At 41.3% G+C, this 14,094-nt stretch carries 13 protein-coding genes; 2 read left to right on the forward strand and 11 right to left on the reverse strand.

What is annotated here, in order from left to right; all coding sequences use genetic code 11:
- Positions 1–9 precede the first annotated feature (9 nt).
- From prmA to gpr, 10 genes are all read right to left on the reverse strand, one after another.
- Positions 10–951 (reverse strand): 50S ribosomal protein L11 methyltransferase, encoded by a 942-nt coding sequence (gene prmA / locus V5M37_RS21890; RefSeq protein ID WP_423799132.1) that lies wholly within the window; start codon positions 949–951, stop codon positions 10–12.
- 17 nt (positions 952–968) lie between these two features.
- Positions 969–2,105 (reverse strand): molecular chaperone DnaJ, encoded by a 1,137-nt coding sequence (gene dnaJ / locus V5M37_RS21895; protein WP_423799133.1) that lies wholly within the window; start codon positions 2,103–2,105, stop codon positions 969–971.
- A 303-nt stretch (positions 2,106–2,408) separates the two neighbouring features.
- Complete coding sequence (dnaK, locus tag V5M37_RS21900; protein WP_423799134.1) at positions 2,409–4,244, reverse strand: molecular chaperone DnaK; 1,836 nt, start codon at positions 4,242–4,244, stop codon at positions 2,409–2,411.
- A 34-nt stretch (positions 4,245–4,278) separates the two neighbouring features.
- Positions 4,279–4,905 carry a nucleotide exchange factor GrpE gene (gene grpE, locus V5M37_RS21905; RefSeq protein WP_423799135.1) on the reverse strand — a complete coding sequence of 209 codons (627 nt, stop codon included), beginning with the start codon at positions 4,903–4,905 and terminating at the stop codon, positions 4,279–4,281.
- 101 nt (positions 4,906–5,006) lie between these two features.
- Positions 5,007–6,038 carry a heat-inducible transcriptional repressor HrcA gene (gene hrcA / locus V5M37_RS21910; RefSeq protein WP_213145290.1) on the reverse strand — a complete coding sequence of 344 codons (1,032 nt, stop codon included), beginning with the start codon at positions 6,036–6,038 and terminating at the stop codon, positions 5,007–5,009.
- A gap of 77 nt (positions 6,039–6,115) precedes the next feature.
- Positions 6,116–7,258 carry a radical SAM family heme chaperone HemW gene (hemW, locus tag V5M37_RS21915; RefSeq protein ID WP_423802665.1) on the reverse strand — a complete coding sequence of 381 codons (1,143 nt, stop codon included), beginning with the start codon at positions 7,256–7,258 and terminating at the stop codon, positions 6,116–6,118.
- A 74-nt stretch (positions 7,259–7,332) separates the two neighbouring features.
- Positions 7,333–9,168, reverse strand: coding sequence for a translation elongation factor 4 (lepA, locus tag V5M37_RS21920; protein ID WP_423799136.1), 1,836 nt, complete (start codon positions 9,166–9,168; stop codon positions 7,333–7,335).
- Between the two features lie 110 nt (positions 9,169–9,278).
- Entirely contained in the window at positions 9,279–9,605 is a 327-nt protein-coding gene (locus V5M37_RS21925; protein ID WP_213144801.1) for a DUF3679 domain-containing protein, read from the reverse strand.
- A gap of 18 nt (positions 9,606–9,623) precedes the next feature.
- A complete protein-coding gene (gene spoIIP, locus V5M37_RS21930) occupies positions 9,624–10,823 on the reverse strand; it encodes a stage II sporulation protein P (RefSeq protein ID WP_423799137.1) in 1,200 nt (399 codons plus the stop codon).
- Positions 10,824–10,928: 105 nt separating this feature from the next.
- The gene (gene gpr / locus V5M37_RS21935) at positions 10,929–12,044 is read right to left on the reverse strand and encodes a GPR endopeptidase (protein ID WP_423799138.1); all 1,116 of its coding nucleotides are present in this window, start codon (positions 12,042–12,044) and stop codon (positions 10,929–10,931) included.
- Between the two features lie 220 nt (positions 12,045–12,264).
- Here gpr and rpsT point away from each other — a divergent pair, with 220 nt between their 5' ends.
- Positions 12,265–12,525, forward strand: a complete 261-nt coding sequence (rpsT, locus tag V5M37_RS21940; RefSeq protein WP_213120116.1) for a 30S ribosomal protein S20 — start codon at positions 12,265–12,267, stop codon at positions 12,523–12,525.
- 34 nt (positions 12,526–12,559) lie between these two features.
- On the opposite strand, the gene holA is transcribed toward rpsT, so the two are convergent.
- Positions 12,560–13,576 carry a DNA polymerase III subunit delta gene (gene holA / locus V5M37_RS21945; protein ID WP_423799139.1) on the reverse strand — a complete coding sequence of 339 codons (1,017 nt, stop codon included), beginning with the start codon at positions 13,574–13,576 and terminating at the stop codon, positions 12,560–12,562.
- A gap of 341 nt (positions 13,577–13,917) precedes the next feature.
- On the opposite strand from holA, the gene V5M37_RS21950 reads away from it, so the two are divergent.
- Positions 13,918–14,052, forward strand: a complete 135-nt coding sequence (locus V5M37_RS21950; RefSeq protein WP_213120113.1) for a YqzM family protein — start codon at positions 13,918–13,920, stop codon at positions 14,050–14,052.
- Positions 14,053–14,094: the final 42 nt, after the last annotated feature.

Genomic DNA, 14,094 nt, shown 5'->3' on the forward strand with positions numbered 1-14,094 from the left:
GCTTCTTCATTATACCCTTTTAGAAATAATGGCAACCCAATCCTCCATTAAAATGGTTTCTGTAATTTCAAAACCGGAAGATACAAGTGCCTCTTTTACTTGATCTTTTTTCTGCTGAATAATACCTGAAGTAATGAAATAACCTCCCGGCTTTACAATCCGGGCCGCATCATCGGTAAATCGCAAAATGACTTCGGCTAAAATATTGGCTACAATGACATCAGCTGATCCTTCTTCAACGCCATCAAGCAGGTTATTCTGAGAAACATTCACCATATTGTGAACTTTATTTAACTTAATATTTAATTTTGCCTGTGTAACTGCCACTTCATCAAGGTCAAAAGCCCTGACATCCTCTGCTCTCAGCATGGCAGCAGCAATACTTAGTACACCCGAACCTGTTCCAACATCAATGACTCGATCACCAGGGCGGACCGTTCTTTCAAGGGCTTGAATACACATCACCGTCGTCGGATGTGTCCCCGTACCAAACGCCATGCCTGGATCCAATTCAATGATTAATTCATCGCTGCTGACGGGGGTATATATCTCCCATGTAGGCACAATCGTGAACTTTTCAGAGATCTTAACAGGGTTATAATACTTCTTCCAAGCAGTCGCCCATTCTTCCTCGTTTACTTCACTGATTGTAACCTTATTTAAGCCTATATCAATATTGAATAGGATAAGATTATTAATAGAATCTTTAATCGCTTCGACTGTTTCGCCCAAGAAGCTATTGACCGGCAAATAGGCCTTTACAATGACACCTTCCTCGGGGTAATCATCTGGATTAAGCTGGTAGATTTCACCGAATTGATCTTCCCTTTCCTTTGTCAATTCAAATGGATCCTCAATTACAACACCGCTCGCCCCAGCTTCGTGTAAAATATGAGAAATTGGCTCAATCGCTTCATTTGTTGTGTGGATACTAATTTCAGACCACTTCATTCTACCAGCTCCAATCCTTACTCGCCTTTAAAGGCACGTTTTACTTTTGAAAAAAAGCTTTCTTCATGTTCCCCTAGAGGAGCATTGCCGCTTGCCTCATCAAATTCGCGCAGCAATTGTTTTTGTTTATCACTTAATTTTGTTGGGGTGATAACCCGAACAAGAATATGTTGATCGCCCGTACCATAACCACGGACATTCGGAACGCCTTTTCCTTTTAATCGGAATTTTGTTCCCGTTTGTGTACCAGAAGGTACCTTCAATTTTACTTTCCCATGCAAGGTTGGCACTTCAATCTCGGCTCCAAGTGTCGCCTGAACAAACGTGATTGGCATTTCACAATAAATGTCATCGCCATCACGTTCAAAAAATTCATGGTCCCGAACATGGAAAACAACATAAAGATCTCCTGCCGGCCCGCCGTTAATACCACCTTCGCCTTGTCCAGAGAGACGCATCTGCTGGCCATCGTCGATTCCCGCAGGAATTTTCACATGAATCTTCTTCCGCTTCTTTACTTTACCAGCGCCGCCACATGTGGCACATTTATTTTTAATTTCTTTACCGGTTCCGTTACAGTAGTGGCAGGTACGTCTGTTCACAATTCTGCCAAATGGAGTATTCTGCTCCACACTTACTTGTCCTGAACCCTGACAATGTTTACAGGTCTCTGGCTTCGTTCCAGGCTTTGCTCCTGTACCACTACATGTTTCACATGTTTCTTCACGAGGAATTTCAATATCCGTTTCTTTACCGAATGCCGCTTCCTCAAAAGAAATGGTCATAGTATATTGAAGGTCTGCACCCTGTCTTGGCGCATTCGGGTCTCTCCGACGAGAACCGCCTCCGCCAAAAAAGGTATTAAAGATATCTTCAAAGCCGCCAAAACCGCCGCCGAAATCAGAACCCCCGCCAAATCCTCCGAAGCCTTGATTCGGGTCAGTATGTCCGAATTGGTCATAGTGTGCCCGTTTTTGGTCATCACTCAACACTTCATAGGCTTCTGCAATTTCCTTAAATTTATCCGCTGCATCCGGTTCTTTATTGATATCCGGGTGATATTGTTTAGACAGTTTGCGATAAGCCTTTTTTATTTCATCCTTAGAGGCACCTTTGCTTAAACCAAGCACCTCATAGTAATCCCGTTTACTCATTGATTACCATCACTCCCGAATCTTTTCACATAAAGATTATTCTAACACCCTAGGAAAGGTATAGCAATAAATAAAAACTCGCCGACTGGCGAGTCCATTAGGACGAAGACAGAGGCGTAGTTATATTTATGCGTTCAGAACTTATGGAATAAATTCTGATTAGCTAAAAAAGCCAAAGCCTTTAGTCTGACTTTGACTTTTTTATCAGTAATACAAGTAACCGTCTAATACAACGATTACTGTCTAGCTCCAGCGCCTAGGGGCTCTGGGTCATAAGCCCCTGGTCAAGGCGCTTCCGCTTTTCTATTTATCGTCTTTAACTTCTTCAAACTCTGCATCAACTACATTGTCGTCTTTTTTGCCAGAGGCACCTGCATCAGCGCCGCCTGCCTGCGCTTGCTGGGCCGCAGCAGCCTGTTCATATAGCTTTACAGTCAAAGCCTGAACGATTTCTTGAAGAGCATCTTTTTTCGCACGCATTTCTGCTAAATCGTTTTTCTCGATAGCTTGCTTTAGAGCATCCTTCGCATCATTTGCTTTTGCTACTTCAGCAGCGTCAACCTTACCTTCCAGATCCTTTAAGGTTTTTTCTGTTGTAAAGACTAGCTGATCCGCTTCATTGCGAAGTTCTGCTTCTTCTTTGCGTTGTTTATCCGCTTCCGCGTTTTCTTCTGCTTCGCGGACCATTTTTTGAATTTCATCATCAGAAAGTCCTGTAGATGATTTAATGGTAATTTGCTGCTCTTTATTTGTACCAAGATCCTTAGCACGAACATTTACGATACCGTTTTTATCGATATCGAAAGTTACTTCGATTTGCGGAATTCCCCGTGGTGCCGGTGGAATGTCAGATAACTGAAAGCGGCCTAATGTTTTATTGTCCGCTGCCATTGGACGCTCCCCTTGAAGAACGTGGATATCCACGGCTGTTTGGTTGTCAGCAGCAGTTGAGAACACCTGTGACTTGGAAGTTGGGATGGTTGTATTACGGTCGATTAATTTTGTAAATACACTGCCCATTGTTTCAATACCAAGGGATAATGGCGTTACATCTAGAAGTACTACGTCTTTTACGTCACCAGTGATAACGCCGCCCTGAATTGCTGCACCCATCGCTACAACTTCATCAGGGTTTACTCCGCGATGCGGCTCTTTGCCAGTTGCCTTTTTAATGGCTTCTTGAACAGCAGGGATACGAGTAGAACCACCGACAAGAATAACTTTGTCAAGTTCTGATGGAGACATACTTGCATCGCTCAATGCCTGGCGGACAGGTCCCATCGTACGTTCAACAAGATGTGCTGTTAATTCATCAAATTTAGCCCTTGATAAAGTTACTTCCAAATGAAGCGGACCTGCAGGGCCTGCAGTGATAAATGGCAGGGATACCTGCGTGGAAGTCACGCCGGAAAGATCCTTTTTCGCTTTTTCAGCAGCATCCTTCAAACGTTGCAAGGCCATTTTATCTTGAGAAAGGTCAATGCCATTTTCCTTTTTGAATTGATCTACTAAATAATCAATAATCACTTGGTCAAAGTCATCACCGCCAAGACGGTTGTCACCGGCAGTTGATTTTACCTCAAAAACACCGTCTCCAAGTTCAAGAATGGAAACGTCAAATGTACCGCCACCAAGGTCATAAACAAGAATCGTTTGATCTTGGTCTGTTTTATCCAAACCGTATGCTAAAGCAGCAGCAGTCGGTTCGTTAATAATCCGTTCTACTTCAAGACCGGCAATTTTACCTGCATCCTTCGTAGCCTGACGCTCAGCATCGTTAAAGTAAGCAGGAACTGTAATGACTGCCTTTGTTACTGGCTCACCAAGATAATCCTCTGCATAGGATTTTAAATACTGAAGTATGATAGCCGAAATTTCCTGCGGTGTATATTGCTTTCCTTCAATTTCTTCCTTATGTGCAGTACCCATATGACGCTTAATGGAAATAATCGTATTTGGGTTTGTGATCGCCTGGCGCTTTGCCACTTCCCCTACTTGACGTTCCCCATTTTTGAAGGCTACAACAGATGGAGTTGTACGGTTGCCTTCTGGATTGGGAATTACCTTTGGTTCCCCGCCTTCAAGTACAGCAACACAGGAGTTGGTTGTACCAAGGTCAATACCGATAATTTTGCTCATTGCCTTTATCCTCCTTATAAAATAATATGTAGGCTTATTGATTCACTTTTACCATTGATGGCCGAATCACCCGGTCTTTTAGTAAATAGCCCTTCTGGAATTCCTCAATCACTACGTTTGAGCCATAAGCAGCATCGTCTCCCTGCATTACAGCATGATGTTGATGAGGGTCAAATTCCTTCCCCACTGCTTCAATTGGCTCGACACCTTCTTTTTTCAAAGCATCGATTAAGCTGCGGTAGACCATATCCATTCCCTGCAGCACTGACTTTGTTTGTTCGTTGTCTGCCTCAATCTCCAAAGCTCTTCCAAAGTTATCAAGTACCGGAAGTAAATCGGTCACTAGTTTTTGCGCTCTATATTTTTCGCCCGCCTCTTGATCCAAGCGGGTACGGCGTTTGAAATTATCAAAGTCTGCTTGCAGGCGAAGGTAGCGGTTCTCTGCCGCCTCTAGTTTATCCTTTAACATTTGAATTTCCTGCAATTGAGCTTCAGCTTCAGCATGAACAGGCTGTTCAGCAGTTTCTGCCTCCATTTCAATTGTTTGTTCAATTGATTGTCCGGCACGAGCGGCTTCATTATTAGTAAATTCAACGCTTTCGCTGCCTCTTAAATCTTCCATTTCTTCATTCAAGGTATTGTTTTTTTCGTTTGACAACATACTCACCTCCCTTAAAGAATCAAATCTCAATTATTTAATGGCTGATAACCATGGTAAGAGGGTGAAATGGTTGATTTCACCCTTACTCAATATTACCAGTGTTATTTGTATTGATACAGCTTTGTTAATACCGCCGATAAATCATGGCTTAATAACTGCAATAAGCTGATAACACGTGAATATTCCATCCTTGTCGGGCCAAGAATCGCAATCGTCCCCAATTTTTCTGTGCCGGCAGAATAAGTAGCCGTGATCAAACTGCAATCTTCCATGATACTATTTTGATTCTCACTGCCAATCTTCACGCTAATACCCTTTTGATTGCTTCTGATTAAATTTGTAATCCAATCTTCTCGATCTATCATGGTTAATAGATTACGTATTTTGGCAATATCATGAAATTCTGGCTGACTTAACATGTTCGTTTTCCCTGCGAAAAATAACTTTTCAGTTGCTGGCATTTTAAAGGTTTCCGCAATGGTATGAAGAAAAAGATCATAACGGCGGATATGCTGTTTTAAAAGCATTGCCACCTCTTTAAAAATCTTATCATGTAAATCTTCAAGCGGGACACCGGATAATTTTTCGTTTAGGATGTTGACGATTTTCTCCAATTCGCTCATATCAAGTACTGCCGGGAGTGAAAAGGTCCTATTTTCCACATGGCCAGTATCTGTCACTAAGATCGCAACAGCTGTTTCTTTGTTTAAGGGGATGATTTGAATTCTTTTCAGCTTATTGATGCCGACATCCTGCCCTAGAACAATAGAAGTATAATTCGTCATTTCTGACAAAATTTTCGCAGACCTTTGGATAATTTTTTCAAATTCAAAAATCCTCTCCGCAAAGATGGATTGAATGATTGAAATATCCTGAGGATTCAAAGTCTGCGGTGAAAGCAAATGGTCAACGTAGTAACGATAACCTTTTTCCGAAGGGACACGCCCCGATGAGGTATGAGTTTTTTCGATAAACCCCATTTCCTCAAGATCGGCCATTTCATTTCGAATCGTTGCCGAACTAAAGGAAATTTCCTCTTTTTTCGACAAACTTCTAGAGCCGACTGGTTGTGCAGATCGAATAAAGTCATCAACAATAACCTGAAGAATCAACAATTGACGATCTGTTAACAACATTCATCACCTCTGTTAGCACTCCGCATTAACGAGTGCTAATTATACTAATAAATTATCAAAAAGGAATTATGGTGTCAATTACATACTCCTAAAAACGACTGAAAAACTTCATTTCCTAACAAACGGCCCTTTTTAGTTAAATATATTCTGCCATCCTGTACATTTAACAATAGTCTTGATGTTAAATCAGCTAATTCCTGCTTAAATAATTGCTCGGGATCACGGTCAAATTTTATTTTAAAACTTGAGATTGAAACACCTTCCGTTTTTCGCAGGCCTAAAAACATTTCTTCCTCCATTTGTTCTGCTAATGTTACTTGATGTTCCTCAATGAAGGGAAGTTTTCCACTGTTAATCTGGTCCATATATTTTTTCAAAGGCCCATAATTAGAACGGCGAAAGCCATCTACGTAGCTATGCGCTCCAGCCCCAAAACCAAAGTAGTTTTCGTTGTCCCAATAGGTTAAATTATGCTTGCTTTCAAAGCCGGGCTTGGCAAAGTTGCTGATTTCATACTGTTTGAATCCGTGTTTTTCCATTGCCTCCATTACCATTTCGTACATTTGTGCCTCTATATCCTCACCTGGGACTGGAAGGCGGCCTTTTTTCATTAAATTATAAAAAACGGTCTTAGGCTCGATAATTAACGAGTAGGCTGAGTAATGCGGAATGTCCAATGAAAACGCCGTATGAAGAGAAGCTTGAAAGTCTTCAAGTGTTTGCTCGGGCAAACTGTAAATCAGGTCGATACTAATATTCTGAAATCCTGTCTTCTTCACATCGTCAATGGTTCGATAGACATCTTCAGCCCGATGAACACGGCCGATTTTTTTCAACAATTCATCATTAAAGGTTTGGACACCAAGACTAATCCGGTTGACACCTGCATCCTTTAATATTTGTAATTTTTCCTTCGATAAATCACCAGGATTTGCCTCGAAAGTAAATTCTACATCTGAACTTTTCAATAAATGTCGGTTAATGCTTTCACAGAATCGTTCAAGCTGCTTTTCATTTAAAGAGGTGGGCGTTCCTCCCCCAACAAAAATAGTATCAAGTTCTTTCACTGGATACTGCGCAAGAGTCATTTGCATTTCCCGATCCAGAGCTAGTAAGTATTCATCAACAGGCTGCCCCTTAAGAAACACTTTGTTAAAATCACAATAATGGCAAATATGTTCACAAAAAGGAATGTGCAGATAGGCAGCTTTAATCATCAAGGTTTCAACTCCTTACTAACAAAAAGAGGCAGGCTTCACCTTTAAAGGCTTGTCCTGACCTCGTGTTGAAGTTATTTTTTTGTATTATTGTCGTCCATCTTTAATACAGCCATGAACGCTTCTTGCGGCACTTCAACGGAGCCAACCTGTTTCATCCGCTTCTTACCTTCTTTTTGCTTTTCGAGCAATTTACGTTTACGGGAGATGTCACCACCGTAACATTTCGCTAAAACGTTTTTCCGCATCGCCTTGATGGTGGAACGGGCGACAATTTTCTGCCCGACGGCAGCCTGAATAGGAACTTCGAATTGCTGCCTTGGAATTAGTTCCTTCAGCTTTTCGACAATTACTTTTCCCCGTTCATAGGCGAAGTCTTTATGGACAATAAAGCTTAGAGCGTCAACTTTTTCGGCGTTTAACATGATATCCATTTTAACCAGCTTGGACGGTTTATAACCGATCAGTTCATAATCAAATGAAGCATAGCCTCTCGTATTTGACTTCAATTGATCAAAGAAATCATAAACAATCTCTGCAAGCGGAATTTCGTAAATAATGCTGACCCGGTTTTCATCCAAGTATTGCATATCGATAAAATTGCCTCGTTTTTGCTGGCAAAGCTCCATAATTGCGCCAACATAATCATTTGGCGACATCATGGTTGCTTTCACATATGGCTCCTCAACCCGGTCGATTTTTTGCGGGTCAGGCATATTGGATGGGTTGTCTACGTTGATCAGTTCTCCGTCTGTCATATGGACATGATAGATAACACTTGGAGCAGTCGCAATTAAATCGATTTTAAATTCCCGCTCAATCCGCTCTTGGATGATTTCCATATGAAGCAGTCCCAGGAATCCACAGCGGAAGCCAAACCCCAGCGCCTGTGATGTTTCCGGTTCAAATTGCAGGGCGGAATCATTCAGCTGCAGCTTTTCCAACGCTTCACGGAGATCATTAAATTTAGCCGTGTCAATTGGGTACATTCCGCAATAAACCATTGGATTTAATTTACGATAGCCTGGCAGCGCTTCTTTAGCTCCGTTTTTGGCATTGGTGATTGTATCTCCGACACGGGTATCGCCGACATTTTTAATAGATGCCGCAAGATAGCCCACATCACCGACAGTTAATTCATTTCGCTGCACTTCTCTTGGATTATGAACGCCGACTTCAGTCACTTCAAATTCCGCACCGGTGGCCATCATTTTAATTTTATCGCCTACCTTTACAGTCCCGTCGACGATACGAATATAGGCGATTACACCGCGATAGGCATCATATAGCGAATCGAAAATCAGTGCTTTTAATGGCGCTCCAGGATCTCCCACAGGGGCAGGGACCTTCTCAACAATCTGCTCAAGGATATCTTCAATTCCGATTCCTGCTTTTGCCGAGGCTAAAACTGCCTCGGAAGCATCAAGCCCGATGACTTCTTCAATTTCATTGCGCACCCTTTCTGGGTCTGCACTCGGGAGGTCGATTTTATTAATTACAGGTAAGATTTCAAGATTGTTATCCAATGCTAGATAAACGTTTGCCAATGTTTGCGCTTCAATTCCCTGCGCTGCGTCGACAACTAGAATAGCCCCCTCACAAGCAGCCAGGCTGCGCGACACCTCATAGGTGAAATCGACATGTCCCGGGGTGTCAATTAAATGAAAAATATATTCTTCGCCATTTTTGGCTTTGTATTGTAACTGGACAGCGTTTAATTTTATCGTTATCCCGCGCTCTCTCTCCAAGTCCATCGAGTCCAAGAGCTGGGCTTTCATTTCTCGGGAGGAGAGGGCATTGGTTTTTTCTAAAATTCGATCGGCCAAGGTCGATTTACCATGATCGATATGGGCAATAATTGAAAAGTTTCTGATTTTTTCTTGTCGTTTCAGTCGTTCATCTCTATTCATGTGGTTCACTCCTACTAAATTGGCGCAGATACACTATTTTTCATTATAACAAGAGGATTATCAAGATTCAACGAAAACTAAAACAGCAGCACCTTCACTGGTGCCGCCGTTTATTTCACTACCAAATCAATCAGACTCTCAGAAGCTTTGGTTAAGCCATCTGACATTTTTCTACCCATTGAGGAGAAAAAATTATAGGCATTGATCTCTTCAAGTTTCTTCTTTTTTGCTTCAATATCATGATTGGAAATATTTTTGCCAAGAAAGGTCGCCTTTAGATCAGTCCCTGTTTCATTTATAGAGACCGCGTTTTGAAAATTGGGATCCTGATACCCTTTCATTTTTTGGATTCCATTGTTCGCCAATTCCATTCCCGTTAAAACTGAAATAAACATTAGCGCTGCGATAATGAAACTTTTTACCATGAACATTTTCATATGAAATGCTCCTATCATCTATTGTTTATTAGTAGATTGCTCCGTATCCTTGTTCACCTTTTCTGCCTGCCAGAAATAATCGCTGAACACATCTGCGAGTGCATCTGCCGACCTGTTCAGTTCTTCAAATGTATTATCGACACCGCCAAATTCAATTAACATCGCATTTTCAGAAAGGTTTTGATTATAGATATTGTTGCTTCCAGGTTCATTTTTCACGAATGCCCCTCTACTTAAACCTTTATACTTTTTTTCCAAAAGTTGGTGTAATTCATTTGCAAGCTTTGCGTTTTTTTCATAATTTGGATTTTTACCACCGATGATAAAAGCAATTTTGGCATAAGATTTCCCGTTAATAGTAACGGTCGTATCCTTCTTCCGCTTTGAATCGCGGTGGATATCAATTAAATATTGCAAATCCCGGTTGGAGGCCATGGCTGTTTGTACCACGGAACGTGATTCCGTATAAGAATCCCAATATTTTAAACCCTTTTTATTTAGATTCGCTTGAACATCCGTTTTATCAATAAAGGTTCCGATTCCTCTTTCTTCAAGGCTTTCTTTTAATTGGTCGCCAATTTTTGTGACATTGATTTGCGAATGGAAAGCTAAATTAGGATTGGTGACCCCTTTAAGGTATGGTAAATAGGATTCCCGATTATGAGTAAAGTAAACGTAGACAACCTTCCGATCTCCAGTCGTTTGGCCGGGTGCAGGTGACGGATTATTATCCGAAGGTTTGTCCAACCCTTCTATATTCTGCAGAGATGCCTCTTGTTCCGCTTTCATAATTTCAATCGGCGGCGAGGATTCCAAAGGCATATTTGTATAATTTGTCCCTTCCCCAGCAACCAGTATCTGCCCATCAAACTGAAAAAATCCTGGCAGCTCTCGGCCAAGCATACTCCTTGGGTCATCCAAATTAATGTTGCTTGACAGTTTAAAAACCAAATTCGTTAATGTTGGCATCGTAAAGTCAGGCTTCACTTTTAAGAAGTGGTGGTTTTCCCAGCCCATTAGTTGAAAAAGAAGTTCACCGTTCACTTTCGTTGCCGCCTGGTTGACGGAGGATGAAGATAGTCTATATTGGGGCTTTAAGGATGTTAAGAGCCCGCTGATAGAAAAAATAAACAATAAAAATATAAACAGTGCTGCCATAAACTTAAGGACACTTGTCCCTTGCACCATTATAAAGGTTCCTGAAGCTTTGGTTTTCATGGTTCCACCTCTCACAAAAAGGATTCTAGTAAATCCTATGACATTAATAGAGTTGGTAGAACCATTTTTTAGAGGCAAGTCCAAATCAGACTGCCTCTAACATTTTTATCTTGTATAGAACCCTGCGTTACCTTGATCAACAGTGCTGTGGAGGGCGGCGTTTAGTCCATTGGCGAGGAGGTTTGCCATATCTTCAATAAACACATCAACCTCTTTTGGCGTAACCATTAAATTATGGCCAAGCGGTGAAAGGACTTCTTGAATCAGTTTGCGTTTCTCATCATCCGGAAGTGTCCCGACAATGCCAAGGAAGGTTTTACGATGCTTTTCTTCCGGCAAATCTTCTTCGGTCAGTTTGCGTCGTTCTCCAAAGGTCATCCCGGCCGGAGCAAGTGCTCTTGAAGGTCTGTTCCCTTCTTTCATTTCTTTGCCAAAATGCTTTAAAATGAAGTCAATCGTATCACTTGTAATCGAAACGGCATCAACCACTGTAGGAACTCCTACAGCAATAACAGGAACACCCAATGTTTCTTTACTTAATTCCTTTCGTTTGTTCCCCACCCCAGAACCGGGATGGATGCCAGTATCAGAGATTTGGATGGTAGAATTTACCCTTTCAATAGACCGAGATGCCAAGGCATCAATAGCGATCACAAAATCCGGCTTGGTCTTTTCTACAACTCCGAAAATAATGTCGCTGGTCTCAATGCCCGTTAGCCCCATAACTCCAGGTGACAATGCACTGACAGATCGGTAGCCTTCCTCCACATTTTCCGGCTGTAACTGGAAAAGATGGCGTGTCACAAGCAGGTTTTCACAAACCATCGGACCAACCGCATCCGGCGTTACATTCCAGTTCCCCAATCCAACCACTAGACAGGAATCGGTTTTTTTAACACCTGACCCCTCTAGAAAATGGGCAAACTCGCTAGCAAAGATTTTCTGCACTTTTTGCTGCACTTCCGTATTTTGCTGACGGATCCCCTGGACCTCCAAGGTTAAATATCGTCCGGCTTTTTTTCCAAGCTGCGCCTCTCCTTGTTTCGTCACTTCTACTAAGGAGATTTTTATATCGTCAACATCTTTTTCTTTAATAATGACCCCTTCAATTTGAGACAAGTTTTCCTCTTGTTCAACAGATTGGGCAAGTACCATTTCCCTGGCTTCAATCGCTAAATCAGTGCGGACCGAATATTGACTTAAGTCGATAGATTCCTTCATGTTCAATCCTCCATTAGAAAAAAAGATTTCCTGCAAATAGAAACTATTTCCTATTTTTGCCCCTTTTCAAAGAAAACATGCAATTTATTCTATCCTAGCTAATGAATTCTATATTGCAATCTAGTTGACCATTTGATAAAATATCTCTTGTTGCGAATAATTGTTTATGAATGTTTAGTCGAGTTCATATAGTCTCGATTCTTTACAGGAGGTGAAATTGATGCCTAACATTAAATCTGCTATTAAGCGTGTAAAAACTAGCGAATCTCGTAATGCTCAAAATACAATGGCGAAATCTGCAATGCGTACTTCAGTAAAGAAAGTAGAAGCTGCTGTTACTCTTAACGACGCTGCTACTGCGAAGGAAGCTTTAGTAAATGCTGCTAGCCAATTAGATAAAGCAGCTGCAAAAGGTCTTATCCACAAAAACGCTGCAGCTCGTAAAAAAGCTCGCCTAATGAAGAAAATCAACGCACTATAATAAAAAAGCGATTCCTTTTTCAGGAATCGTTTTTTTATTTCTTTAATTTGAACAGTAACATTTCAATCAGCAGAGACTTATTCATCCCGCCGGTTTTCATTTGATAGTCGGCTTCGGCAAGGAGGCTCATGAGATTTGCAAGCTCCTCGTCCGTAAATTGCGCTGCCTGTCCGAGAGCTAGCTTCACTCGAAATGGATGGGTCTTCAAGAAACCGGCAATCTGCTGCTGGCCATATCCGCGTCGTGACAGCTCCTTCACTTGATAAATTAAGCGAAATTGATTAGAAAGCAGCGCCAATATTTTGATTGGTTCCTCATTTTGCTTTAACAAATCAAAATAAATCCTTAATGCTTCCTCCAATTTCCGCTGCACCACTTTTTCGATTAGCGTGAAAATATTTTGCTCCAATGAACGAGCAACCAATTTTTCCACAAGCGCCCCATCAATTCTTTTCTCATTTGCAGCATATAAAGCAAGCTTTTCTAGTTCACTCGAAAGCATGAATAAGTTGGTGCCCGAGAGCGCGAGCAGCTGCTCCACAGCATCAGTCTCGATTTCGATTCCTGCTGTCTTCGCCCGGTCCCTTACCCAATTTTTTAGTTCATGCTCATTTAATTTTTTGGCCTCGACAACCTCTGCAGTTCGCTTAAGTTCTTTGGTAATTTTCTTTCGTTCATCTAATTTCTCATAAGGTGCCGAAATGACCAAGACAGTATACGGTGCAGGCTCCCTTATATAGGCCTCAAGCTTTGCTATATTATGCTCGACTTTTTCTTTCGATTTTTCAGCTGTTAAAAAAATCGGATTATGTAAAAAAATAACCTTTCTTTCCCCTAAAAAAGGAAAGGTTTCCGCATCCTCTACCGCAATTTCAAGCGGAGTCTCCTCCAAATCATAGGCTGCAAAATTAAAGTCCTTTTCCTCTTCATTTAATATATGGTTTAGCAGCAATTGCTTGGTCTCATTGATTAAAAAGCTTTCTGTTCCATATAATAAATAAATTGGAGCAATATGATTTTGTTTAATTTTCCGCCACACATCTGTTACCATTTTGTCCAGCGCTCCCCTTTATTTCACTCTTTATTATCGTAATGAAGCTTGGACAATTTGACAAGTACAAAACACAAGGTTTGAAATAGTTATTTCCGAATAATTAAAAGGGAATTGACAGCATTCACCATAGTGCCAATTCCCGATCTATAATGAACGCCTGCTTTTATCGGCCCTAGGTACCGATATGTCAGGCGGAGTTCCTTTGGTAAGCTTATTGTAGCCCTTTGTTAGTCAAACTATTTTGACAACACTTGTCAGTACAGGAAAAGCATTTAGGGGAGGCTGGATTTTTTTAAGGAAATCGCTTATACTATATTGTGAAATAGGAGGGGTAGACTGTGAACCAATTTGAAAAAAATCCGCAAAGCAAGCGTAACGATGCAATTGATTCAGGGGTTGGATTTGGTGTGTCTTTTGGCTTTTTTGCTGTAATGTTTATCATTGCTACAGTCATTAAGCTGATCGGTTCTTAATTAATGCTACATAAGAGTTTCAGGAGGCTGTATTACCCGCAG

The organism is Neobacillus sp. SAB-20_R2A, assembly GCF_049568635.1.
GTDB lineage: Bacteria > Bacillota > Bacilli > Bacillales > Cytobacillaceae > Neobacillus > Neobacillus citreus.